This is a genomic window from Plantibacter sp. ME-Dv--P-095 (genome assembly GCF_030209365.1).
GTDB lineage: Bacteria > Actinomycetota > Actinomycetes > Actinomycetales > Microbacteriaceae > Plantibacter.
This window is the reverse complement of record NZ_JARVSB010000007.1, coordinates 412,427-436,107: the sequence shown is the minus strand read 5'-3', so window position 1 is coordinate 436,107 and position 23,681 is coordinate 412,427. Positions and strand designations below refer to the sequence as shown.

The window sequence follows — 23,681 nt, the reverse complement described above, 5'->3', positions numbered from 1 at the left end:
CTGGCTCGTCGACGGTGCGTCGATCACTGAAACTGGCGCTGCTGCCAAAATGATTCCAATCCATTGTGGACGGTGGTGACATCGTCCTGGGTTCCGAAGAGTTCGAAGCGGTACAGGTGCGGGACCTTGCATTTGCTGGCGATCACGTCGCCGGCGAGACCGTAGGCCTCACCGAAGTTCGTATTGCCGGCGGCGATGACCCCGCGGATCAGGGAGCGGTTGGCCTCGACGTTGAGGAACCGGATCACCTGTTTGGGCACCGCTCCGTCGCCGTTTCCCCCGCCATAGGTGGGGGTCACGAGGACGTAGGGCGCCGTGGCGTGCACGGCTTCGTCTTTCGCATACAGCGGGATCTGCAGTGAGGGCAGATCGAGCTTCTGCATGAAGCGGTGCGTGTTGCCGGAGATGCTGGAGAAGTAGATCAGCCGTGGTTCCACGGTGGGCCTCCTCGTCGGATTCCGGACGGGCGGATGGTGCGGTGCTGCTGGGGCCGGCTCATGGTGACGCCTGCGACCGAGGGCTCAAGCCAGACGTGCAGCGAGCTCTTCGATCTTGTCGGGACGGAAGCCCGACCAGTGGTCTTCCTCGGTGATGACGACGGGCGCCTGGAGGTAGCCGAGCGCCTTGACCTGCTCGAGCGCGTTCTCGTCGACCGACAGGTCGAGGATGTTGTACTCGATGCCCTTGTTGTCGAGTGCGCGGTACGTCGCCGTGCACTGCACGCAACTGGGCTTCGTGTAGACCGTGATTGCCATAGCTCTTCGTGCCTTCCCCTCTAAATCCTGGTGATTCCCGCGGCGTCTGGCGCCGGGGTTCCAATACTACATATAGATGAAGACCTTCGGGCCAACCACAAGGGCTAGTAGTTACAGCCCTGTAGTTTTCCACCGGGTTCTCCACCGTTTCGGGCGAGTTATCCACCGGTTCTCCACTGGGTACAACGCTCGGCGGCGACGCGAAAATCCCGGATTCTCGGCCTTTTCTCCCCCGTGTGAGGGATATCTATCCACAGGTGGAATTCTCCTCGGGACCACCGACACCGACCGCCGTCTTGGGCGTGTCGTGGGCGTGTCGCGGACGTCCGGACGGGTCCATAGACTGGTCTCCTTGTGAGCAGCTACCGTGACCTTCTTCGTACCCCCGGCGTCGCCCGGATCATCGCAGCGCAGCTCACGGCTCGCTTCCCGTTCGGGATGCTCTCGCTCGCGTTCCTCCTCCACATCGAGCAGGTCACCGGGTCCTACGGCGCAGCCGGACTCGTCCTCGCCGCGACGAGCATCGGCCAGGCGATCGCCGGCCCGCTGACGAGTCGGTGGATGGGCGTGTGGGGTATCCGCAAGGTGCTCCTCCTGACGCTGGTGGTCTGCGCCGTCTCGGTCACGACCATCGCCCTCGTGCCCATGAGCGTCCCGGCGTACATGGCGGTCGGGTTGGTCGCCGGCCTCAGCACCCCGCCGGTGCAGCCCGCCGTGCGCACCATCTACCCGAAGCTCGTGACCTCCCAGCAGCTGACGCCGCTCTTCTCACTCGACGCCTCGGCCCAGGAGATCATCTGGGTCCTCGGGCCCGTCGTGACGACCTTCGTCTCCACGCAGGTCGGCACCGTCTGGGGCATCGTCCTGGCCGCCGCGATCATGATCGTCGGCTGCCTGTGGTTCATCTTCTCCCCCGAGGTCGGTCGGGTCCGCATCCCGAGGAGCCGTCGCAAGCTCGGTCAGGTGCTCAAGCGTCCGCCGGTCCTCCTCGCCACGGTGGTGGGCTTCCTGCTGATCGGCGCCTGCTCGGCCGTCGAGGCGGGCGTCGTCGCGACGTTCGGCCACGACGGCCTCGAAGCGGGCATCGTCCTCGCGATCTTCTCGGTCGGGTCCCTCGCGGGCGGTCTCGCCCTCGGGCACACCCCCATCGGCCCCTACGCCCTGGCCCGCCGCATCTTCATCGTCTTCGCCGGACTCGCCGTCGCGAGCCTCTTCCTCAACGCCTGGTGGTTGTCGGTCACGCTCTTCGTCGCCGGGATCGGCATCGCCCCGGCCCTCGCCGTGCTGTTCGCCATCGTCTCGGCGAGCGTCAAGTTCAGCGACACGGCGGAGGCCTACGGCTGGGTCGGCACCGGTCAGCTCATCGGAGCGGCCATGGGATCCGCGGCCGCCGGGTTCCTCATCGACGGTTCAGGAGCCGTCGGCGCATTCTGGGTCGCCGGGATCTTCGCGCTCTTCGGCTTCGTGATCCCCTGGGTCGGTCACCGCTGGCACCCGGACCTCCGCGGACGCGATGCGAGCCCCATCCCCGACACCGAGCCGATCAACACGCACCCGTCCTGATCGTCGAGCGGGTCGGCCCGCCGGTCCGTCAGTCGGCGGAACGCAGGGGCGCGAGCGCTCCATCGAGGGCGGACACCTCGTCGAGCAGCATCGGCAGCACCGCCGACTGACGGTCGTTCGGCGAGAACACCCCGTCGGCCATCTGCCGGGCGACGTACGGGATCTCGACGTTGGCACCCGTGCTCACGAGACCGAGGGCCTGGAGCACGGGCCGCAGCGCGACCACGCCCCTCGTCCCACCGGACAGCCCGCCGTAGCTGACGATCCCGACGGGCTTCCTCGCCCACTCGTGCATCAGGTAGTCGAGTGCGTTCTTCAGCGCCGGTGCGAAGCTGTAGTTGTACTCGGGCGTCACGAACACGAAGGCGTCGGCCCGGTCGACCCGCTCGCTCCACGCGATCGTGTGCTGCTTCGTATACGCGCGCTTCCGAGGATGCGCCGGTTCGTCCATGAAGGGCAACGCCAGCTCGCGGAGGTCGACCGCGTCGACGGTGAACCGCTCGTCGGCGCGGGCCACACCCACGACCCAGTCGGCGACGGCACCCCCGACCCGCTCGGAACGGACACTCCCGGTGACGATCATGAGGTGCGGCATGGGCTCCCTTTCGACGGCGACGGTGCCCTGTCGAGGATACTGGTGACATGGCAGCCACCACCCCGACCGTCGTCCTCAACGACGGGCGTTCCATCCCCCAGCTCGGCTTCGGCGTCTACAAGGTCGCGGACGCCGCCAGCACGGACATCGTCCGGACCGCGCTCGAGGTCGGGTACCGACACATCGACACCGCATCCCTCTACGGGAACGAGCGGGGTACCGGCGTGGCGATCCGCGAGTCCGGACTTCCCCGCGACGAGCTGTTCGTCACGACCAAGGTCTGGAACACCGACCAGGGCTACGACGAGACGCTCCGCGCGTTCGACACGAGTCTCGACCTCCTCGGCCTCGATCACGTCGACCTCTACCTGATCCACTGGCCCGCGCCGAAGCAGGACCGCTATCGCGAGACCTGGCGCGCACTCGAACGGCTCAGGGCCGAGGGTCGGGCCCGTTCCATCGGCGTCTCGAACTTCCACCGCAGCCATCTGGAACGCCTCCTCGAATCCGCCGAGATCACGCCGGCCGTCAACCAGATCGAACTGCACCCCTTCCTCCCCCAGCGCGAACTGCGTGCCGTGAACGCCGCTCACGGCATCGCGACGGAGGCCTGGTCGCCGCTCGCGCGCGGCCGGTTCTTCACCCCCGCCACTGACGGTTCCGACGCCACGAGCGACCTCGGGGCGATCGCCCGCAAACACGACCGCACGGTCGCGCAGGTCGTCCTGCGCTGGCACCTGCAGCTCGGCAACATCGTCATCCCCAAGTCGGCCACGCCGGCGCGGATCGCCGAGAACTTCGCGGTGTTCGACTTCACCCTCGACGCCGACGACCTCGCCGCCATCTCGGCGCTGGAGAACGGCGAGCGCACCGGCACCGACCCGGACCGGCTCGACTGAGCTCGAGACCGTAGGCTGAACGCATGACCGAGCCCGTCGTCGACACCGCGTCCAGCCTCGCCGCCCGCACGATCACCCCGGTGGCGCTTCCGCGCCACCGTTGGGGTCGTCATGACGCTCCTGCCCGCGCGCTCGTCGTCCACGGCCTCGGGAGCAACGGACCGAGCACGTGGCGGATCTGCGCCGCCCTGGCAGACCGCGGGTGGCTCGTCGAGGCGGTCGACCTGCGCGGACACGGCCTGGCCCCACGATCGTTGGACTACCGCGTCGAGGCGTACGCCGCGGACCTGCTGGCGACGCGACCAGTGCCGTCGGCGATCGACACCCGGGGCAGCTGGGATCTCGTCGTCGGGCATTCGCTCGGTGGAGCGGCCACGGCGGTCGCGGCGGCGGCGGATCCCCGCTGGACCGCGGCGCTCGTGCTCCTGGATCCGGCCATCGCCCTCGACGACCACGACGCAGAGACCATCCGGGCCAGCCAGGAGGCGGCGTTCGCCGACAACACGGCCGCATCCGTCCGCGCGAAGAACCCGGAGTGGCACCCGCTCGACGTCGAGCTCAAGGTCCAGGCGGTGTCGCAGGCGAGCCGGTGGGCGATCGAGCAGACGAGCGAGCAGAACCACCCGTGGGATGTGCGGCCGGCGGCCACCTCCCTCCGGAACCCGACCTTCGTGATCGCCTCCGACCCAGAGGTGTACAGCCTCGTCCGCGGCCCGCTGGCCGCACAGATCCTCGCCAATCGTCAGGTGAGTCTCACCGTCATCCAGGGCGCCGGGCACAACGTGCACCGGGACCGCCCCGCCGAGACCACGAAGGCGATCGGCGACTGGGCCGAGTTGCAGCTCGAGCAGCGATCTCGTCACGAGGTCTGATCGCCGCACCGCCCGCAGACACCCGTGTCATCGTCGGACCCCGGTGCGACAATGGTCCCGTGACCGTTCCCACGCAGTCAGACCCCGCCGCTCGCGCGTTCGATCCCAGCTCCGTGCTCGGCGACCAATTCATCGAGCGCATCCGTGAACGCGCGGCCGTGGCCGACCGCGAGAACGCCTTCTTCGACGAGGACCTCGTCGAACTGCGGGCGTGCGGGTACCTGCGCGCCCTCGTCCCCGTGGATCTCGGTGGTCTGGGCCTCGGGCTGAGCGAGGTCACGCAGCTGCAATCGCGGCTCGCCACCGCAGCCCCCGCGACCGCGCTCGCGGTCAACATGCACCTGGTGTGGACGGGTGTCGCGCGGCTGCTGCACGAACGGGGCGACGACTCGCTCCGGTTCGTCCTCGACGGCGCGGCGGGCGACGAACTCTACGCGTTCGGGGTGAGCGAGGCCGGGAACGACCTCGTGCTGTTCGGGTCCGACACCGAGGCCCGGCCGGGTCCCGACGGTTCGTACCGATTCCACGGTCGCAAGATCTTCACCTCCCTGTCCCCGGCCTGGACCTGGCTCGGGACGACCGGCCTCGACTCGACCTCGGCCGACGGCCCGAAGGTGGTCTACGGGTTCGTCGAGCGCTCTCGGGGCGGCTTCGAGATCCTCGACGACTGGGACACCGTCGGGATGCGCGCCAGCCAGAGCCGGACGACCCTGCTCCAGGGCGCCGAGGCGAGCGCCGAACACGTCGTCCGCCGTCTCGACCCCGGGCCGAACCCGGATCCCATCGTGTTCGGCATCTTCGCCTGTTTCGAGACCCTGATCGCCGCGGTCTACACGGGTGTCGCGGAGCGTGCGCTCCGGCTCGCCGTCGAGACCGCGCACCGCAAGACCTCGAAGAAGGCCGGTGGCGCGAGCTACGCCTCGGACCCGGACATCCGTCGCCGGATCGCCGCTGCCGCCATCGCCTACGACGGCATGCTGCCGCAGCTGGCGAGCGTGGCTCGAGACCTCGACGACGGCGTCGACCACGGGTCCCTCTGGTTCCCGAAGCTCGTCGGGCTCAAGGTGCGCGCGACGGAGACCGCCCGCGAGGTCGTCGACCAGGCGATCAGGGTGGCCGGCGGCGGGAGCTACTTCGCTGCGAGCGAGCTCGGCCGTCTCTACCGCGATGTCCTCGCCGGGATGTTCCACCCCTCCGACGACGAGTCAGCGCACGCGACCGTCGCGAATGCCTGGCTCGGCCCCGCCTGACGTCCTGCGCCGGGGTCAGCCCCGGTTGTTGCTGAGCTCGAAGACACGCAGGAGCTCGGCGACCGCAGCGTCCTTGCTGTCGCCACCCTCCTCGAACATCTGCGTGACGTGCGTCAGCAGGTGGTTCTCGACGAGGAGCTTGTTGAGCGAGCCGAGCGACTTCTGGATGGCGAGCGACTGCGTGATGATGTCCATGCAGTAGTCCTCGTTCTCGATCATCTTCTCGAGCCCGCGCATCTGTCCTTCGAGGATCTTCGTGCGGTGGAGGGCGCGCTTCTTGATGTCTTCGATCACCGGCTCAGGGTACCACCAGGGGGTACATCAGCGGCCTCGCGAGGGGACGCTCTCCCACACCGCGCGAGCCTAGGATGGGCGGATGACGAGCTCCCCCGCCCTCGAACTCACCGCCGCCGACGCGGACCGCGCCAGAGCCCTGCGCTCGATGAAGCGCCTGGCCACCGGGCTGCTCCTCGTCATGGCGGTCATCTTCGCCGTCGCGTTCGCGCTCGAGGGTCGCTACCCGTGGCTGGCGTACGTCAGAGCCGCCTCGGAGGGCGGGATGGTGGGCGCCCTCGCCGACTGGTTCGCGGTCACCGCCCTCTTCCGCCACCCCCTCGGCATCCCGATCCCGCACACGGCGATCATCCCGAAGCGCAAGGACGAGATCGGGGTCAGCCTCGGTGAATTCGTCGAGGACAACTTCCTCTCAGAGGAGGTCGTGCGACAGAAGCTCGCCACCGTCAGCCTCTCGGAGAAGCTCGGTGGGTGGCTGTCCGAGCCGGCCAACGCCGAACGCGTCACCGCCGAGGCGTCGGTCGCGGTCCGTGGGCTCCTCGAGACCCTGTCCGACGACGACGTCCGCGAGGTCATCGAGGCGCTCGCATCGAAGCACCTCATCGATCCGCAGTGGGCGCCGAACATCGGCCGGTGGGTCGAACACATCGTCGGCGCCGGAGCGCACCACGACGCGGTCGACCTTCTGCTCGACCGGACGGGCGAGTGGTTGGGCAGCAACCCGAAGGCGTTCGAACGCCTGGTGTCGAGCCGGCTCCCCACGTGGGTGCCGTCGTTCGTCGACCGGCTGGTCGACGACAAGCTCTACCGCGAGGCCGTGTCGTTCGTGCACGCGGTCCGGGCCGATCCCGACCACCAGCTCCGTCACGCGCTCGACGGCTACCTGGCCGAGCTCGCCGAGCAGCTGCAGACCGACGAATCGACGATCGCGCGCTTCGAGAACGCGAAGCACGAAGTCATCGACAGTCCGCGGGTCCGCGAGGTCGCCGGGAAGACGTGGACCGCCGCGAAGACGGCCTTCCTCGAGGCGCTGGACGCCCCCGACAGCGAGCTCCGCAAGCGTGTCGCCGGCACCATCGCGGACGTCGGCCGACGACTCTCCACCGACGAGGCGTTCGCGACCCGGGTCGACACACGCGTCGCCGACGCCCTGTCCTATGTGGTCACGCGGTACCGGCACGACATCGCCAGCATCATCACCGAGACGGTCGAACGCTGGGACGCCCGCGAGACGACGCAGAAGATCGAGCTGCTCGTCGGACGCGACCTGCAGTTCATCCGCCTGAACGGGACGATCGTCGGCGCCCTGGCCGGCCTCGCCATCTTCACGATCGCGCAGGCCGTCCTCCGGGCGTTCTGACGGCCCGTCCCGTCAGCGCTTCGGGAGGAGCTCGACGGAGATGAGGTTGACGACGTCGCTCGCGAGCTGGTCGAGTGCGGCCTGATCACGGCAGGTGAAGGTGAAGACCACGAGCGTCCCCATCTTCGTGAGTGAACGGACACCCCAGTAGGTGCGCTCCCCCGACGCCTGCGTCCACGACAGCACGCGGAACTCGATGAGCCCACCGCCGCTGTTGTAGTTGAGCTGTTCCGTCGTGCCGTCGGCCTTCACGTAGTCGGCGCCGACGTACTTCGCCAGGTAGGCGTCGCTCGAGCGCTCGTCGTCTCCGACGGCGATCTCGTCCTGCGTCAGCGCGATGTTGCCGAGCCGGACCTCGCACGAGGTCGAGGCGTTGGTGTAGATGTCGATGCCGTTCTTGTCCTTGCCACCGGCCGCCCACGACGAGTCGAAGTCGTTCGTCAGGTACGCCGTCCACTCGGTGGGGACCTCCTGTCCCGCAGCGAAGTCGAGATCCGGCGGGATGGAGACGTAGGTCTTCGTCGGCTCCGGCGTGGCGTCGGTCTCCGACGGCGTCGGCGACGCGGTCTTCGTCGGCGTCGCCGAGCGGGTCGGGCTCGGGTCAGCCACCGGCGCGCCGCCCTGCGCGAGCACGAGGGAGACGACCGTGATGATGGCGGCGATCACCACGACGGGGACGCCGACGGCGAGCGCGATGATGAGGCCGGTGCGCTTGTGCTTCGGCGGTCCGTAGGGCGGCTGCTGCGGCGGCTGCTGGCCGTACGGGTTCTGCTGCTGCGGCTGCTGGCCATACGGGTTCTGCTGCTGCCAAGGCTGCTGGGGCTGCTGCTGCGGGGTCGGCTGCTGCTGCCAGGTGGGCTGCTGGCCATTCGGCTGCTGCTGCCAGTTCTGCTGCGGGTTCGGGTTCGGCTGCTGCTGCTGCTGCCAGTTGGGCTGCTGGCCGTTCGGCTGCTGCTGCCAGTTCTGCTGCGGCGGGTTCGGCTGCTGCGGCGGCCGGCCGTCGGGGTACTGCGGGTCGGGCGGCGGGACATCGGTCACGGCAGTGGCCTTTCGACGGAACGGCGGGCGGAGCGGCTGAACTGCCCGGCCGCATGCCTGCAGTTCGTTGCCGTCAGCCTATCTGCGACAGAGCGGCCCCGGTGGGTGCATCCTGCACCAGAATGGTGACGTGTCCACCGCGCCCACAACCCCTCGCAGCCGCAGCGAGCGCCTCGATGCGCTCCCGTTCACGAAGGCGCACGGACGACTCCTCGTCGGTTCCGGTGTCGGATGGGCCCTCGACGCCATGGACGTCGGGCTCGTCTCCTTCGTCCTCGCCCAGCTCGCCGTCCAATGGCAACTCGGGAACACCGAGCTGTCCTGGATCGCCTCGGCCGGGTTCCTCGGGATGGCCATCGGCGCGACGCTCGGCGGGCTCCTCGCCGACCGCGTCGGCCGCCGCCACGTCTTCGCCATCACGCTGCTCGTCTTCGGCATCGCGACGGGCGCCTCGGCGCTGGCCTGGGGGCTCGGGGTCCTGATCGTGCTGCGCTTCGTCGTCGGCCTCGGGCTCGGCGCGGAACTCCCCGTCGCCTCGACCCTCATGAGCGAGTTCGCACCGCCGCGGATCCGCGGCCGGATCATCGTCTTCCTCGAGGCGTTCTGGGCTGTCGGGTGGATCGCCGCCGCGCTCATCGGCTACCTCGTCGTGCCGACGAGCGACGACGGCTGGCGCTGGGCGCTCGCCATCGGCGCGCTCCCCGCGATCTACGCCGCCATCGTGAGGACACGCCTGCCGGAGTCGGTGCGCTTCCTCGAATCGCGCGGCCGCCACCGCGAGGCCGAAGCGGTCGTCCGCGAGTTCGAGGCCTCCGCCGGCGTCGACCACGTCGAGGTTCCCGGCGGCACCGCGGGCGACACCCCCGCGAGTTCCGGCCTCTCCGCCGGGCAGCGGCTGCGCGGCCTGTGGGTGCCGGAGCACCGCCGAGACACCGCATCGCTCTGGATCGTGTGGTTCTGCGTGAACTTCTCCTACTACGGAGCGTTCATCTGGATCCCGACGATCCTCGTCGCCTCCGGTTTCTCGCTCGTCCGGTCCTTCGGCTTCACGCTCATCATCACGCTGGCCCAACTCCCCGGCTACGCGGTGTCGGCCTGGCTCATCGAGGCATGGGGTCGGAAGCAGACCCTCGCCACCTTCCTCGCCGGTTCGGCCGTGTCCGCGGTCCTCTTCGGCACGGCGACGACCGAGCCGATGATCATCGTGTTCGGCATGTGCCTGTCCTTCTGCAACCTCGGCGCGTGGGGCGCGCTGTACGCGACGACGCCGGAACGGTATCCGACCCAGCTGCGCGCGACCGGCGCCGGGTGGGCGGCCGGGATCGGGCGCATCGCGTCGATCATCGCCCCGCTCTCGGTCCCCGTCCTGCTCGTGGCCGGCCACGCGCTGCTCTTCTCGGTGTTCGCGGCGTTCTTCGTCGTCGCCGCGGTGGCCGCGCTGTTCCTCTCCGACCGGCGCGGGCGCTCCCTCGACTGAGCCGCCGGACGACGCGCTCGGAGCGGCCGCCGTACGACAGAATGGGGCCGTGATCGAATCCACCCCCGCCGCGTCCCCGTCCGCCACCGTCGACCGCCGACCGATCTCGGGTCGACGTGTCGACCTCACCCATGGGGCGTACACCGCGTCGATCGCGTCGGTCGGCGCCTCCCTGCGGTTCCTGCGGCACGAGGGACGCGACCTGGTGGTCCCGTTCGACGCCGACGAGGTCCGTCCGGCCTTCCGGGGTGCGATGCTCGCCCCGTGGCCGAACCGTGTGGTCGACGGCCGGTACACCTTCGCGGGGGTCGAGTACCAACTCGCCCTGACGGAGCCCTCGCGCGGGCACGCGCTCCACGGCCTCGCCGCCTGGTCCGATTGGGAGCTCGTGGCCTCGTCGACCGCGTCCGCGACGTTCCGCGTCGTCATCGAGGCGCAGGACGGCTACCCCTTCCGCGTGCAGGTGGCTGCGACGTACACGCTCGACGACGACGGGCTGCGCACCGAGGTCGAAGCGGTGAACCTGGGCGACACCGACGCCCCGTACGGCACGGGACCGCACCCCTACCTCGTCGCCGGCGAGGGTCGGGTCGACGACTGGACCCTGGAGCTCCCGGCATCGACGGTGCTGACGGTCACCCCCGACCGCCTGAGCCCCGTCGCCGTGGAGGACGTGGACGGCGCCGACACCCGGCACTTCGACTTCCGGACGCCGCGCAGCATCGGCGACACCTTCATCGACCACGCGTTCACGGACCTCGCGACGGACGCCGACGCCGGTCAGGTCGTGGTCCGGGTGACCTCGCCTGCCGGCACCGGCGTCACCATGCACTGGGGCGACGGGCTGCCGTGGGTGCAGGTCCACACGGCCGACCAGCCCGTCCCGGAGCTCGACCGGCTGGGCCTCGCCGTCGAGCCGATGACCTGCCCGCCCGACGCCTTCTCGACCGGCACGGACCTCGTCGTGCTGGCCCCCAATACACCACACCGGGTGTCCTGGACCATCGCAGCACTCTGACAGCGGTCGGCGTTAGGCTGACGACATGTCACAGACGCTTGCGAAACTCATCGGTGGTCCGCTCGACAGCGAGATCATCCCGCTCGAAGACGGCCAGGACGGCGAACTCGTCCTCCCCTACGGCGAAGGCCAGCTCATCTACCGCCCCGCCGGCGAGGCCACGAACACCGGCGACCACGACGGCCCGACGACGACCGCGTACGAGTACGTCGAGTCCACCGAGGAGATCTCACCGACCAACCGCAACGGGAACGGCGACGACGACTCGATCGGCTGACCCGACCCGACCATCCGGACGCCGGCGACTGATCCTCAGTCGTCGGCGTCCGTCGTCTCCGGTCCTTCGTGATCGACCGTCACGGTGAAGGTCTGGACCCGCAGCGGCACCACCGGGGTCATGCGGACCTCCAGTCGGAGCCTCCCCTGCTCTCCCTCGACGAACCAGACGAGATGGTCCGGCGAGTCGCAGACGGGCATGGCCCGGCCGGACGCCACCTCGGCGATACCGCCGACCGCCGCGACGGCCGCCTCGGCCGCGGTGCGGCGTTCGTCCAGCGGGACGTCGAGCGCGACGTTCTCGGCGAACAACGACGCGGCGACCCGGTCGTCCCAGTGCGACAGCAGCCCGGTCGCGGTCATCGACGCCACCAGGGTCTCCGGCCACGGACGGATCGCGGGTTCGGCGAGTTCGCCGGATGCCTGCGCTTCGGCGAGCGCCAACCGGAGCACCTGTTCGGCGGGCTTCGCCACGGCCGCGTATCCGGCGTTCTCGAACGCGACGACCCCGAAGCCCGAGGCCGGGTGCCAGCGCATGTGCGCGCTGTAGCCCGGGTATCCACCGGAGTGCGACACGAGCGGCCCGAGCGTGGCGTCCTCCTCCACGAAGAGCCCGAAGCCGTAGCCGAGCGCGAGGCGCGGCGGGAGGCCGTCGAGCGAGGGGCGCGGCGGGGCGAGGCGGTGCAGCTGCTGCATCTCGCGGCGACTCGCGCTCGACAGCGGACCGCTCTCGTCACCCGTCCAGGCGGCGTCGAGCCAACGGACCCAGCCGATCAGGGTCGTCGCCGAGGCGAAGAGTCCGCCGATCGCGGAGAAGACCCCCGGACCCGAGAACGGGACCTCGACGAACCGGTCGTCCGCGTCGACGGCTCGGTCCCGTCGGACGCGGTGACCGATCGCCGTGACCGCTCCGCCGTCCTCCGGGTGCTCGCGGTCGGGTCGCTCGAACACGGCACCGAGCCCGAGCGGCTCCAGCAGGAGTGACGTCACCGCGTCCACGAACCGCCCGCCCGTCACCCGCTCGATCACCTGACCGAGGAGCGCGTAGCCGAGGTTCGAGTAGGCGAACGCCGTCCCCGGCACGGTGACGCACCGCACGCCGCGCACCAGCAGCCGACGGAACTCCGCAGGGGTGATCGACTCCTGGCGGTCGGCCCACGGATCGTCCGTCCCAAGCCCACCCGACATCGTGAGCAGCATCCGGACCGTCGGCCGGACGGCCGTCCCACCGGGCGTGGCCGGGGCGAACTCCGGGACGAACGCGTCCACCGGGGTGTCGAGGTCGAGCCGACCGGTGTCGCGGAGGATGAGGAGGACGGCAGCGGTGAAACTCTTCGTGCAGGACGCGATGCGGAAGAGGGTGTCCTCGTCGGGCACGTCGCCACCTCGGGTGCTCTCGCCGAAGCCGCGCGAGAAGCGGATCCGATCGCGATCGAACACCGCGACGTACGATCCGGGAGCGACGCCGCCGGCGATCCGGTCCTCGAACACGCGGGCGATACCCGTCTCCGTGCCGTCCTCCACCAGGTGCATCTCGTCTCCTCCTCGGCGGCGGCGCACCGCCGTCCGCGGTCCACTCGCCGTTCGAGCGTACGACCATTCCGCGACGACGATCACCATCGGCCGGGGTGCCGGGCGTACTGTGCTCCTCCGTTCAGATGAAGTCAAGGGGGCGAGATCCGCTGCGTCGGATCCGCGCCTCGGGAGTAGCGTCATCTCCCGGATCGACCGTCGAGGGGACGGCCGTGGAAGGAGTCGTTCCATGTCGAGCACGTCGACCTCCGGGCAGCCGGGTCCCGTCAAGAGTCTCGTCCCCGCCAGGATGGACCGATTGCCCTGGACCAGGTTCCATTGGATGATCGTCGTCGGTCTCGGGTTCTCCTGGGTGCTCGACGGACTCGAGATCCAGATCGTCGCCTCGGCCGGCTTCCAGAAGTCCCTGGGGCTCTCGGCTGCCGAGGTCGGGCTGCTCGGGACGATCTACCTGCTCGGCCAGGTCACCGGCGCCCTCGTCTTCGGGCGGATGGCGGACCGACTCGGGCGGAAGAAGCTCTTCATCCTCACGCTCGCGATCTACCTGGTCGCGAGCGGGATCGCCGGCCTGTCGCCGACGTTCTGGTTCCTCGCGATCTTCCGTTTCTTCGCCGGGATGGGAATCGGCGGTGAGTACGCCGCGATCAACTCGGCCATCGACGAACTCATCCCGTCGAAGTACCGAGGCCACGTCGACATCGCCATCAACGGCACGTACTGGGGCGGTGCCGCACTCGGATCGGCCGCGAACCTGTTCCTGTTGAACACCGACTACTTCGCCGAGGACGTCGGCTGGCGGATCGGCTTCTTCATCGGCCCGGTCCTCGGCCTCATGATCATCTTCCTCCGGCGGCACATCCCCGAGAGCCCGCGCTGGCTCATGACGCATGGCCGGGAGCAGGAGGCGGAGGCCACGGTCGACGACATCGAGGACACGGTCCGCAAGCAGGGCGGCACGATCGACCCCGTCGACGACTCGAAGGCGCTCACGGTGCAGGCGCAGGGGCACATCCCGATCCGCACGATCTTCGGCGTGCTCTTCCGGACCTACCCCAAGCGCACCTTCGTCGGGCTCGCGATGATGATCACCCAGTCGTTCCTGTACAACGCGATCTTCTTCACCTACGCGCTCGTCCTCCAGAACTTCTACGGCACGAGCCCGTCGTCGACCCAGTACTACTTCTTCCCGTTCGCCATCGGGAACCTGCTCGGGCCGCTCCTCCTCGGACGACTCTTCGACACCTGGGGTCGTCGCCAGATGATCTTCCTGACGTACGGGGTCTCGGGCGTGGTGCTCGCCGTGTCGGCCGTCCTCTTCAACGCCGGCGTCCTCGATGCGACGACGCAGACGATCTTCTGGTGCGTGTCGTTCTTCTTCGCCTCGGCAGGAGCATCCAGCGCCTACCTCACGGTGAGCGAGATCTTCCCGCTCGAACTCCGCAGCCAGGTCATCGGGTACTTCTTCGCGATCGGTCAGATCGCCGGCTCGGTCGCGCCACTGCTGTACGGGATCCTCATCGGCGACGGCACGGACCGGGGCCCGCTGACGGTCGGGTACTTCGTCGGCGCCGGGGTGATGATCCTCGGCGGTCTCATCGCCCTCATCTTCGGCGTCGACGCGGCCCGGAAATCGCTCGAGGACATCACCGAACCGCTGTCGATCGTCCGGGACGGCAAGCGCCCCGGGAACTGACCGTGGCCGCGGTTCAGCCCTCCTCGTCCACGTAGACCCCGAGGGTCTCGGCCAACCGCTCCCGCTCCACCGCACGTCGGCCGGCGCCCTTGGCGCTGGCCGTCGTGAGCGTCGCGAGGAGGTGCAGGGTGAGCGCGATCCCGATCGAGGAGCTCGGGTGACCGTCGTCGGCTCGCCCGACCACGATCGTCTCGTCCGCGTAGGGGGTCAGCGGGGAGTCCGGGGCGTCGGTGATGAGGACGAGGCTGCCGCCCGCCTGCGCGAAGGGGACGGCGGAGGCGATCGTGTACTTGCGGTACCGCCGCAACGACACGGCGATCATCACATCGCTCGATCGCACGTCGCTGAGGACGTCGAGGGGGCGGACGATGGTGCCGTCGATGAGGGTGACGTTCGCCAGACCGTAACTCAGGTCGGCGGCGAGCAGGGACGCGTAGGTGAACGACTTCGACGCCCCGATGAGGAACCGTCGGCGGGCGGACACGATGAGTGCAGCCGCACGTTCGAGTGCGCCGTCCGTCTTCGCCCAGGCGAGCGAGTCGTCGAACTGCTTGCGCTCCTGGTCGAGCAGCCGGTGCTTCAGCACGGAGGCGGACCGTCGTTCGAGTCGCTGCTCCGGCCGCTCACCCGGGACGGCCGTGTCCTCCTCGGTGAGGAAGCGGATGTCGTGGTTCACGCGGGGTCTCCTTCGCCTGCAGACACCGTCGTGCGATCAGGCGTCGTCCGTCCAGGTCGGCAGGGGCACCGACGGCCCGCCGGCAGGTCGCCCGGCGAGGTTCCCTCGATGGTAGCGAGCGGAAGCGCATACAAGATCGCCGGAACGACAACGATTCGGTGCAGACCGACGCGGCCGGTCCGCGATCAGCGTCCGCCCTGCTCGTCCGCCTCGGGCAGCGTGATCGAGGAGGTGAAGAGGCTCGCGCGCTGCTCGGCCTCCACGCTGCCGCTGAACAGCCCGACCGGTTCCGTCACCGGACCGCCGCGCTTCGGGACCGGGCGCGGCTCCTGCTCCACCATCTGCACGCGGTTGCGCGGGATCGCCGACGGGTTCTGCGCGAGGATCCACTCCACCATCTGCTCACGCACGAGGCAGCGCAGGTCGAAGAGTGTCGGTGCGTCCACCGCTGTGACGAGGATGCGGATGCGCACGTACCCGCCGACGGCGTCGGTGACCTGCAGCACCTGGGCCCGGCCGTCCCAGAGGTCGGTGCGGTCGAGGATGCGCTCCAGCTCGGTGCGCATGACGGCGGGACTCACCCACCAGTCGAGGTCGAACTCCACCGAACCGAGCAGCTCGCTGGTGTTGCGGGTCCAGTTCTGGAACGGCGTCGACGTGAAGTAGGTGGAGGGCAGCACCATCCGCCGGTCGTCCCAGATGCCGACGACGACGTAGGTGAGCGTGATCTCCTCGATCCGCCCCCACTCCCCCTCGACGATCACGACGTCGTCGACGCGGATGGCGTCGCTGAAGGCGAGCTGGATCCCCGCGAAGACGTTGCCCAGGACGGACTGTGCGGCGAGGCCGGCGACGATGCTGACGACGCCGGCCGAGGCGAGCACACTCGCTCCGACGCCCTGCACGCCGGGGAACGTCAGCAGGATCGAGGCGACGCCGACGATGACGACGACCGCGATCGCGAGCCGCCTGACGAGCGCGAGCTGCGTCTGCATGCGTCGGGCGACCTTGTTGTTCGGGACGTCGATGCGGTACCGGGCCTGTCCGAGCCCGATGACGAAGGCGAGGAGCGCGGCGACCAACCAGGTGGCAGCGGCGATCACGGCGATCCGGAAGCCCTGATCGATGAGCCCGCGGACGTTCTCGTCGGGCAGCGTCGCCGCCACCGCCAGCCACACCGCCACGAGGATCACGAGCGCGCGGAACGGGTGCCGTGCGCTCCCCGCGAGCGCGGCCGGCCAGTCGCGCCGTCTTGCCGCCAAGCGGAACGACACCGAGACGACGGCGAGCACGACGAGTGCTGCGACGGTGGCGATCCCCGCCGCTGCGGCGACACCCCACCAGCTCTCCCAAACGAACATCCGTGCCTCCTCGAGCTGGTCCTGCAGTCCTTGGTCGCGCCCTGCTCCTGCAGCGCGCAAGCGTCAAGCGTAGGGGCGCTCGTCCGCCGGGATCGACCGCTTGTGCGGCCTGCCACGAACCTCTCAGGCCGAGATGATCGGGTGCGGGTACTCCATCGTCCGATGCTGGAACTCGGCGATGGCCTCGTTCCGGAGGACACCGTCCTGGATCTCGACGGCGCGGTCGACGGTCAGGTTGTCGGCCCACGCCGCCGGCCCGGCGAGCACGACGGGCAGGAACGGCAGGAGGGCCTCGCTGTTCTCCCAGCTGGACGAGTTCCAGAGGAGCGAGGGACTGTGGTCGACGGCGTAGTAGTTGATCTCGCCCCGCCCGACGGTGAACATCGGGTCGTCGAAGCCGGTCGTCCGCGCCCACTCGAAGGCCATCCCCTCGTCGCAGGAGACGTCCACGATGAGGCTGCCGGGGCGGAAGGCACCCAGGTCGTCCTCTCGCAGGTACAGCAGCGGGGCGTTCGGGTCCTGCAGGGTGCAGTTCACGACGATGTCGCTCTCCGCGAGGAACGGGGCGAGCGGGACGCGCCCCTCGTCGGTGATCACCTCGCTGAGGTAGGGGCCGTCATCGTGGTCGAACTGGATCATGCGGGCGGAGTGGATGGGTGACGCCACCGCCGCCACCCGACGGTTGGTGAGCACCCGCACATCGTGGACGCCGTGGGCGTTGAGCGCGGTCACCGCGCCTCGGGCGGTCGCGCCGAAGCCGATGACGACGGCAGTCAGGCGACGACCGTAGCTGCCGGTGGAGCCGCAGAGCTCCAGGGCGTGGATCACCGAGCTGTAGCCCGCGAGTTCGTTGTTCTTGTGGAAGACGTGCAGCCCGAAGCTGCCGTCGGCGGCCCAGTGGTTCATCGCCTCGAAGGCGATGAGGGTGAGCCGTTTGTCGATCGCGAGCTGGGTGAGCGGGGTGTCCTGGACGCAGTGCGGCCAGCCCCACAGCGTCTGCCCGTCGCGGAGTTGCTGGACATCCTCGAGCTGCGGCTTCGGGAGGAGGACGACATCGGCCTGCGCGATGACCTCGGCGCGCGTCGCGAACGAGCGGACGTACGGTGCGATCTCCTCGTCGGAGACGCCGAATCGGGTGCCATACCCATGCTCGACGACGATCCGGGACCGGAACTCCTCCGGGATGCGTTCGAAGTGCGCCGGGTGGATCGGGACGCGCCGTTCGTCGGGTTTCAGCGAGGTGCCGACCACCCCGAGGACGCTGTCGTGCTGCACGGTCGGTTCGGATCCTGCTGGCATGACTGCTCGTCCCGTTCACGGGAGCCGAGGCGGCGCCGTGCCCCTGACCGTACAGGACGCAGCGCGGAGGGGACGCTCGGGGGCACGCGCGCGGCCCGGGAACACGACCGCTCCGAGAAGACGACCGCTCCGGAAGACGACAGCCCCACACCGTGAGGTGCGGGGCTGTCGTCGTGTTGGTGGACCCAAGGGGATTCGAACCCCTGACCCCCTCGATGCGAACGAGGTGCGCTACCGGACTGCGCCATGGGCCCAACTACTCGTCCAGGCTAGCAGACCCCGCGACCCGTTTCGAACCGGCGGAGCTACTCCTCGTAGGGGTTCGGACCGTCGTCGACCGGCATGCGGCCGTCCTGTGGATTCGCCGCGATCAGCGCCGCGAGGTCCAGGTCGCGGAACCACCGGAGCCGCTGACTCCTCGCGCGCCGGTAGTGCTCGTCGACGACCGGTTCGTCGAGCACGCGGTCGAGTTTCGCCTGGATGGCACGCTCCAGATCGCCCCAAGCCCGCTCGCGGGCGGACTCCGCGATCGCCGCGACGAAGGCCTCGTCCTGGCTCACCCGACGGAGTTCTGCGGCGAGCCCCGAGTAGACCTCGCGACGACGCGACAGCGCACTCAGATCGCCCGCGCGGTAGTCGTGCTGGTGGCGGGCGCTCCCCCGACGCTGGAACGCCGTTTGGCGGGCCTCCCGCGCCAGGTCGGCGTACTCCTCCTGCTCGTCCGCCATGCGCCCGAGCTCCCGGCGGACGGCGGCCTGCGTCGCCTCGGCGTCGTAGGAGGCGCCATCGCGGAGCGCTCGCTCGATGATCCAGTTCGTGACCTCGACCACCGTCCACGAGCGGGCGATCAGCAGGCCTTCCTCGACCGCGTGCTCGACCGGCGGCGGAGCGACCTCGGGAGGCGCGACGTAGGGCTTCATCGGCTTCCGCCGGCCTTTGCGCCACACGCCCATCGGTCACCTTTCGCGTTCCAGGGCGCCGACGAGACTGGATCGACGAACCCCCTCCACGAGTCTATCCGGAGCGGGTGACCGGTTCATGAACGACCGGAGCGGAGGGCCGTCGGTCAGCCGGCAGCGCGGCGACGCTGCAGGAGCGTGGAGCCACCGGCGGCGATCTCACCCTCGTCGACGACGCCCATGGCGGCGAACCGGCTCGGAGCCGGCTGTGGCTCGATCCGTTCGGGCTGCGGGGCGGCCACGGGCTCCGGGCGACGGACGATCGTCGGCATGGCCGGAGCGAGTCGCTCGGCTCGCGAGGCGATGGCCTCCTGCATGGCGGCCTGACGGAGCCGGTCGTACGCGTCGGCTTTCGCCAGCTCGGCTGCAGCGGACGAGCCCTCTGAGAGGTGCAGCGGCTTGGGGATGGCCGTCGGGGTCCACGTCTGCGCCTGGGAGGCCGCCTTGACGGGCTCGTTGTACTCGAAGAGCGCCGACTCGACCCGCCTGGTCGTGACCGCGACCGCGGGCACCGGCGCGACCGCACGGTGGGCGATGCGCGACATGCGCGAGAGGGCGGACAGCGCGAGCAGCCCGACGACGGTGGACGTGACACCGAGGACGAGGCCCCCGCCGGCCAGGAAGGAGGTGACACCGGAGCAGAAGCCGATGATCGAGGCGACGAGCACCGTGGTGGCGAGCAGCCGCGAGCGGCGTCGGCTCCTTGCGAGCTTCGCGGCCCGCGCATTGCGCTGGACGGCTCGGGCTGCGGCGGCGGCTGCACGACGAGCGTCCTCCGCGGCACGAGCGGCGGCCTCGGCCTGCACGGCCTTCGCCTCTTCCTCGCGCCGGATGCGGTCGGCTTCGGCGAGTTCGACCCGCGCCGCGGCTTCCGCCGTCGCCTTGGTCCTGGCTTCGAGCTGCTTCAGCAGCTTCCGCTGGGCCGCGACCTCGCGCGAGGTGGCCTCGAGGCGGACGGCCTCCGGCACCTCGGCGGTCTCGGCCAGCACACGGAGCGTCTGCTGGAGTCGGATCGCGTTCCGCTCACTGGCGGAGAACTGACTGTCACGCACCCATGAGGGCACCAGGTACACCAGCCACAGCATCGCCGCGACCAGAATGATCACCCCACCGCTCAGGAATCCGCCGTCCATGTTCATGACCGTAGCGGGTGGACACCCGTTGACCGATCACCGGCGGGGTGTGTCCGCGGATGGATCTCCAAACCGACCGAGGTGGGGTGGAGCGGCGTCAACGCCCGGGGAAGGGCACGGACGCGGCGATGCGGTCCGACTCGGGGATCACACAGGCGTCCTTCGGGACCTGGCCGTCCAACCACCGGTTCAGGACACCACCGGGGACCTCCTCGCGCACGAGCGCGAAGCAGAAGTGGTCGCGCCAGTCGCCGTCGATGTGGATGAACCGACGCCGGAGTCCCTCGTAGCGGAAGCCCAGCTTCTCGACCACGCGGAGGCTCGGTGCGTTCTCCGGGCGGATGCAGATCTCCAGGCGGTGGAGCTGGAGGGCGGTGAAGCAGTGGTCCGTCGCCAGGGCCGTGGCGATCGGCGTGGCGCCGAGCCCGGCGAAGCGCTGCGATACCCAGTACCCGATCGATGCGGACGCCAAGGAGCCGTAGGTGATGCCGGAGACGTTGAGCTGGCCGGCGAACTCGCCGTCGACCTCGATGACGAACGGGAGACCGGCACCGGAACGTGCGTGATTCTGCAGCGACCGGATCGCCGCACGACTGTCGGCCGGGACGGGGCCGTAAGGACTCGTGGCCTCCCACCGGCGCAACCAGGCGCGGTTCTCCGCCAGCTCGCGCTCGAGCGGCCTCGCATCGCGGACCTTGATGGGCCGGATGCTCACTCGTCCGCTGCTCAGAACGGGTACGACCTGCACCACCTTGCCACCCCTCTCGCGTCCTGTGGCGAGCCTAGCGGAGCACTCCCCGAGTCACTGACGCAGCCGCGCCCCGACGCCCGCTTTCGCGGGCCCGGGGCGCGTCGTGCGTCGCCGACCGTCCTCAGTCGAGGTCTCCGGCGAAGTCCTTGAGCCACGGCCGCAGCTCGGGACCGAGGTCCTCGCGGTCGACCGCGAGCTGCACGATCGCCTTGATGTAGTCGAGGCGGTCGCCCGTGTCGTAACGACGGCCGCGGAAGATGACGCCGTAGACACCGCCGGTGCCTTCGACGTCGGAGGCCATCTCCTGCAACGCGTCCGTGAGCTGGATCTCGCCGCCCTTGCCCGGCTCGGTGCGCTCGAGGATCTCGAACACCTCGGGCTTCAGCACGTAGCGTCCGATGATCGCGAGGTTGGACGGGGCGTCCTCCTTGGCGGGCTTCTCGACCAGGCCGGTGACCCGCACGACGTCGGCGTCGTCGGTGGCCTCGACGGCAGCGGCGCCGTAGAGGTGGATGGAATCGGGGTCGACCTCCATGAGGGCGATGATCGTCGCGTTCCGCTTGTCCTGCTCGTCGAGCATGCGCTCGAGGAGGACGTCGCGCGCGTCGATCAGGTCGTCGCCGAGGAGCACCGCGAAGGGCTCGTTCCCGACGTGGCGCTTGGCGCGGAGGACGGCGTGGCCAAGTCCCTTCGGGTCGCCCTGGCGGAGGAAGTGGATGTCGGCGAGTTCGTTGGACTCGTTGACCTTCTCGAGGCGCTGGGTGTCGCCCTTCTTGGCGAGGTTGAGCTCGAGCTCCGTCACGCGGTCGAAGTGGTTCGCGAGCGCGTTCTTGTTCCGGCCGATGATCATGAGGACGTCGGCCAGGCCGGCGCTGACGGCCTCCTCGACGACGTACTGGATGGCCGGTTTGTCGACGACGGGGAGCATCTCCTTGGGCAGCGCCTTCGTGGCCGGGAGGAACCGGGTGCCGAGACCTGCTGCGGGGATGACTGCTTTGGTAACTCGAGTGGTCATAGGGGAAAACCTATCGTGTGGAGCCGGTGAAGTCGCCGAAGAGGGCCTCGAACGGGGGTGAAATCCCCTCGACCCCTGGACGAGGCGGCAGTTGTCGGGTATGTCGCCGCGCAACGAGCCGAGGCCGACGCCGAGCCGTTTAGAATGGGACCCATGACGAGCCCCGCAGAGCACGAGAAACGAGCGCTCCGCGCCGAGCTCCGCGAGCGGCGTGAGCTGCTCACCTCGCTTGAGAAGGAGCGGTCGACGACCGGGCTGACCGACAACCTTAGAGCCCTCGTCTCCCGACTCGGAGCGACCTCCCTGGCCTGCTACCTCGCCTCACCGAGCGAACCGGACACGCGTCCGTTCCTCCAGTGGGCCCAGGAGGCCGGCATCCGCATCCTCTTCCCCGTGACCCGCACCGACGGACTCCTCGACTGGACGATCGGCGAGGACGGCATCGAGACGGTCGGCTTCGCCGGCACGCCTGAGGTCGTCGGCACCACGCTCGGTCCCATAGCCATCAACGACGTCGACCTGATCCTCGTGCCGGCAGCGGCCGTCGACGGCAGTGGCATGCGGATGGGCTGGGGTCGCGGCTACTTCGACAAGACGCTCGGTTCGATGGAGCGCTGCCCACCCGTCTACGCGGTCCTCTACGACACCGAGATCCTCGACGAGGTCCCGAGCGAGATCCACGACGAGCCCGTCGGCGGCGCGGTCACCCCGAGCCGCATCATCGACTTCGACCAGGTCCGACCGCGCCGCTGAGCGCGCCGACCCGCCACATCCCAGGAGACCCCGTGCCCACCTACGCGTACCGCTGCACCGAGTGCGGCAATGCCTTCGACATCCAACAGGCGTTCACCGACGACTCGCTCACCGAGTGCCCGGCCTGCTCCGGCAAGCTGCGGAAGCTCTTCAGCGCGGTCGGCGTGACCTTCAACGGGTCAGGCTTCTACCGCACGGACTCCCGCGCCGGTGCCGGCAAGGGGTCGAGTTCCATCCCCGCGTCCTCGGGCAGCTCGGAGGGTGCGTCGAAGTCCTCCTCGTCCGACACAAAGGGCTCCTCCGGTGCGTCCTCGTCGTCGAGCCCGGCTCCCGCGTCGACTGGGAGCAGCTCGTCCTGAGCCGGTAGCGTAGCGAGGGTCCGTTCCATCCCCGATCATCAGGGAGACCCCATGCTCAAAGGTTTCAAGGAGTTCATCCTCCGAGGCAACGTGATCGACCTGGCCGTGGCCGTCGTGATCGGGGCCGCGTTCACCGCGATCGTCAACTCGCTCGTCGAGAACATCTTCAACCCGCTGCTCGGCGCACTCTTCAAGGCCGAGAGCCTGAAGGACGCTTTCGTCGTCAAGATCCCGACGCTCGACGGGCAGACGGCTGACTTGCAGTTCGGCGCCTTCCTCGGTGCCGCGATCCAGTTCGTGCTCATCGCAGCCGTCGTCTACTTCGTCATCGTGCTGCCGATGAACCACTTCAAGCGCGTCACGACCAAGCCGACGATCGCGGACGAAGCGGCGGCTCCGAGCGAGTTGTCCCTGCTCACCGAGATCCGCGACGTCCTGAAGACCGGCACGAGCGCACCCCTGCCGCCCGCACGCGACGACACGACCGACGGCCGCTAGCCTGCAGCCTGGCAGTCCTGTCGACGTCCCGTCCCACTCACCAGTGGGGCGGGACGTTGCGTTGCAGCTCGGCGTCGTTGCCACCGCCGCCGGCGGGTTTCGCCGGACCGCCCCAGGCCTCGTCGGTGTCCTCGGAGGCCTTCACCGGGCCAGCCGGGAGCTGCGGCGCCGGATCCGTCCCGGGAGCGCCGGGCCGGATCGCCCGCCTCGACCCTCGCGGGCGGACGATTCGCGGCTCCTGATCGTCCTGCATG

General features: G+C 69.5%; 26 protein-coding genes and 1 tRNA gene. 12 read left to right on the top strand and 15 right to left on the bottom strand.

What is annotated here, in order from left to right; genetic code table 11:
* Window positions 1-23: 23 nt before the first annotated feature.
* Window positions 24-437: a class Ib ribonucleoside-diphosphate reductase assembly flavoprotein NrdI gene (gene nrdI / locus QRN26_RS12050; protein ID WP_082455879.1), complete on the bottom strand. Its 414-nt coding sequence runs from the start codon at window positions 435-437 to the stop codon at window positions 24-26.
* Between the two features lie 84 nt (window positions 438-521).
* A complete protein-coding gene (nrdH, locus tag QRN26_RS12045) occupies window positions 522-755 on the bottom strand; it encodes a glutaredoxin-like protein NrdH (protein WP_056007615.1) in 234 nt (77 codons plus the stop codon).
* A 354-nt stretch (window positions 756-1,109) separates the two neighbouring features.
* On the opposite strand from nrdH, the gene QRN26_RS12040 reads away from it, so the two are divergent.
* The gene (locus QRN26_RS12040) at window positions 1,110-2,318 is read left to right on the top strand and encodes an MFS transporter (RefSeq protein ID WP_056007618.1); all 1,209 of its coding nucleotides are present in this window, start codon (window positions 1,110-1,112) and stop codon (window positions 2,316-2,318) included.
* Window positions 2,319-2,346: 28 nt separating this feature from the next.
* Here the strand turns inward: QRN26_RS12040 and QRN26_RS12035 are convergent, their stop codons facing one another.
* Window positions 2,347-2,913, bottom strand: coding sequence for an NADPH-dependent FMN reductase (locus tag QRN26_RS12035; RefSeq protein ID WP_285037015.1), 567 nt, complete (start codon window positions 2,911-2,913; stop codon window positions 2,347-2,349).
* 47 nt (window positions 2,914-2,960) lie between these two features.
* Between QRN26_RS12035 and QRN26_RS12030 the strand changes: the two genes are divergently transcribed.
* From QRN26_RS12030 to QRN26_RS12020, 3 genes are all read left to right on the top strand, one after another.
* Window positions 2,961-3,812 carry an aldo/keto reductase gene (locus QRN26_RS12030; RefSeq protein ID WP_285037013.1) on the top strand — a complete coding sequence of 284 codons (852 nt, stop codon included), beginning with the start codon at window positions 2,961-2,963 and terminating at the stop codon, window positions 3,810-3,812.
* A gap of 23 nt (window positions 3,813-3,835) precedes the next feature.
* Window positions 3,836-4,684: an alpha/beta fold hydrolase gene (locus QRN26_RS12025; RefSeq protein WP_285037012.1), complete on the top strand. Its 849-nt coding sequence runs from the start codon at window positions 3,836-3,838 to the stop codon at window positions 4,682-4,684.
* A gap of 113 nt (window positions 4,685-4,797) precedes the next feature.
* Window positions 4,798-5,934 carry an acyl-CoA dehydrogenase family protein gene (locus QRN26_RS12020; protein ID WP_369796476.1) on the top strand — a complete coding sequence of 379 codons (1,137 nt, stop codon included), beginning with the start codon at window positions 4,798-4,800 and terminating at the stop codon, window positions 5,932-5,934.
* 15 nt (window positions 5,935-5,949) lie between these two features.
* Here QRN26_RS12020 and QRN26_RS12015 read toward each other — a convergent pair whose 3' ends face one another.
* Window positions 5,950-6,228: a metal-sensitive transcriptional regulator gene (locus QRN26_RS12015; protein ID WP_056007632.1), complete on the bottom strand. Its 279-nt coding sequence runs from the start codon at window positions 6,226-6,228 to the stop codon at window positions 5,950-5,952.
* An 82-nt stretch (window positions 6,229-6,310) separates the two neighbouring features.
* Here QRN26_RS12015 and QRN26_RS12010 point away from each other — a divergent pair, with 82 nt between their 5' ends.
* On the top strand, window positions 6,311-7,588 hold the full coding sequence (locus QRN26_RS12010; protein WP_056007635.1) for a DUF445 domain-containing protein: 1,278 nt from the start codon (window positions 6,311-6,313) through the stop codon (window positions 7,586-7,588).
* Between the two features lie 12 nt (window positions 7,589-7,600).
* Here the strand turns inward: QRN26_RS12010 and QRN26_RS12005 are convergent, their stop codons facing one another.
* Entirely contained in the window at window positions 7,601-8,626 is a 1,026-nt protein-coding gene (locus QRN26_RS12005) for a hypothetical protein (RefSeq protein WP_285037010.1), read from the bottom strand.
* A gap of 130 nt (window positions 8,627-8,756) precedes the next feature.
* Here QRN26_RS12005 and QRN26_RS12000 point away from each other — a divergent pair, with 130 nt between their 5' ends.
* From QRN26_RS12000 to QRN26_RS11990, 3 genes are read left to right on the top strand one after another with little or no spacing between them, the layout of a single operon-like run.
* Window positions 8,757-10,103 carry an MFS transporter gene (locus tag QRN26_RS12000; protein ID WP_285037009.1) on the top strand — a complete coding sequence of 449 codons (1,347 nt, stop codon included), beginning with the start codon at window positions 8,757-8,759 and terminating at the stop codon, window positions 10,101-10,103.
* A gap of 49 nt (window positions 10,104-10,152) precedes the next feature.
* Window positions 10,153-11,121 (top strand): aldose 1-epimerase family protein, encoded by a 969-nt coding sequence (locus tag QRN26_RS11995; RefSeq protein WP_350223922.1) that lies wholly within the window; start codon window positions 10,153-10,155, stop codon window positions 11,119-11,121.
* A 25-nt stretch (window positions 11,122-11,146) separates the two neighbouring features.
* Window positions 11,147-11,398 carry a hypothetical protein gene (locus QRN26_RS11990; protein WP_056778523.1) on the top strand — a complete coding sequence of 84 codons (252 nt, stop codon included), beginning with the start codon at window positions 11,147-11,149 and terminating at the stop codon, window positions 11,396-11,398.
* A 35-nt stretch (window positions 11,399-11,433) separates the two neighbouring features.
* Here QRN26_RS11990 and QRN26_RS11985 read toward each other — a convergent pair whose 3' ends face one another.
* Complete coding sequence (locus tag QRN26_RS11985) at window positions 11,434-12,930, bottom strand: serine hydrolase domain-containing protein (RefSeq protein WP_285037006.1); 1,497 nt, start codon at window positions 12,928-12,930, stop codon at window positions 11,434-11,436.
* A 229-nt stretch (window positions 12,931-13,159) separates the two neighbouring features.
* On the opposite strand from QRN26_RS11985, the gene QRN26_RS11980 reads away from it, so the two are divergent.
* Window positions 13,160-14,623 (top strand): MFS transporter, encoded by a 1,464-nt coding sequence (locus QRN26_RS11980; RefSeq protein ID WP_285037004.1) that lies wholly within the window; start codon window positions 13,160-13,162, stop codon window positions 14,621-14,623.
* A gap of 13 nt (window positions 14,624-14,636) precedes the next feature.
* Here the strand turns inward: QRN26_RS11980 and QRN26_RS11975 are convergent, their stop codons facing one another.
* The 8 genes from QRN26_RS11975 to galU form a co-directional block, all read right to left on the bottom strand.
* Window positions 14,637-15,299: a MurR/RpiR family transcriptional regulator gene (locus tag QRN26_RS11975; protein WP_285037003.1), complete on the bottom strand. Its 663-nt coding sequence runs from the start codon at window positions 15,297-15,299 to the stop codon at window positions 14,637-14,639.
* 185 nt (window positions 15,300-15,484) lie between these two features.
* Window positions 15,485-16,660, bottom strand: coding sequence for a mechanosensitive ion channel family protein (locus tag QRN26_RS11970; RefSeq protein WP_056007653.1), 1,176 nt, complete (start codon window positions 16,658-16,660; stop codon window positions 15,485-15,487).
* Window positions 16,661-16,783: 123 nt separating this feature from the next.
* Entirely contained in the window at window positions 16,784-17,959 is a 1,176-nt protein-coding gene (locus QRN26_RS11965; protein ID WP_285037001.1) for a N(5)-(carboxyethyl)ornithine synthase, read from the bottom strand.
* A 177-nt stretch (window positions 17,960-18,136) separates the two neighbouring features.
* Window positions 18,137-18,213: transfer RNA gene (locus QRN26_RS11960), tRNA-Ala, on the bottom strand.
* 51 nt (window positions 18,214-18,264) lie between these two features.
* Window positions 18,265-18,879, bottom strand: coding sequence for a hypothetical protein (locus QRN26_RS11955; RefSeq protein WP_285036999.1), 615 nt, complete (start codon window positions 18,877-18,879; stop codon window positions 18,265-18,267).
* 146 nt (window positions 18,880-19,025) lie between these two features.
* Entirely contained in the window at window positions 19,026-20,051 is a 1,026-nt protein-coding gene (locus tag QRN26_RS11950) for a hypothetical protein (RefSeq protein ID WP_285036997.1), read from the bottom strand.
* Window positions 20,052-20,148: 97 nt separating this feature from the next.
* Complete coding sequence (locus QRN26_RS11945; RefSeq protein WP_285036995.1) at window positions 20,149-20,802, bottom strand: GNAT family N-acetyltransferase; 654 nt, start codon at window positions 20,800-20,802, stop codon at window positions 20,149-20,151.
* Window positions 20,803-20,923: 121 nt separating this feature from the next.
* Window positions 20,924-21,817 carry a UTP--glucose-1-phosphate uridylyltransferase GalU gene (gene galU / locus QRN26_RS11940; protein WP_285036993.1) on the bottom strand — a complete coding sequence of 298 codons (894 nt, stop codon included), beginning with the start codon at window positions 21,815-21,817 and terminating at the stop codon, window positions 20,924-20,926.
* A gap of 153 nt (window positions 21,818-21,970) precedes the next feature.
* On the opposite strand from galU, the gene QRN26_RS11935 reads away from it, so the two are divergent.
* The 3 genes from QRN26_RS11935 to mscL are packed head-to-tail and all read left to right on the top strand — an operon-like array spanning window position 21,971 to window position 23,427.
* Complete coding sequence (locus tag QRN26_RS11935) at window positions 21,971-22,570, top strand: 5-formyltetrahydrofolate cyclo-ligase (RefSeq protein WP_056780934.1); 600 nt, start codon at window positions 21,971-21,973, stop codon at window positions 22,568-22,570.
* 32 nt (window positions 22,571-22,602) lie between these two features.
* Window positions 22,603-22,929 carry an FmdB family zinc ribbon protein gene (locus QRN26_RS11930; protein WP_285036992.1) on the top strand — a complete coding sequence of 109 codons (327 nt, stop codon included), beginning with the start codon at window positions 22,603-22,605 and terminating at the stop codon, window positions 22,927-22,929.
* Between the two features lie 51 nt (window positions 22,930-22,980).
* A complete protein-coding gene (gene mscL, locus QRN26_RS11925) occupies window positions 22,981-23,427 on the top strand; it encodes a large conductance mechanosensitive channel protein MscL (RefSeq protein ID WP_056778539.1) in 447 nt (148 codons plus the stop codon).
* Window positions 23,428-23,464: 37 nt separating this feature from the next.
* Here mscL and QRN26_RS11920 read toward each other — a convergent pair whose 3' ends face one another.
* Window positions 23,465-23,680 (bottom strand): hypothetical protein, encoded by a 216-nt coding sequence (locus tag QRN26_RS11920; RefSeq protein ID WP_285037046.1) that lies wholly within the window; start codon window positions 23,678-23,680, stop codon window positions 23,465-23,467.
* Window position 23,681: the final 1 nt, after the last annotated feature.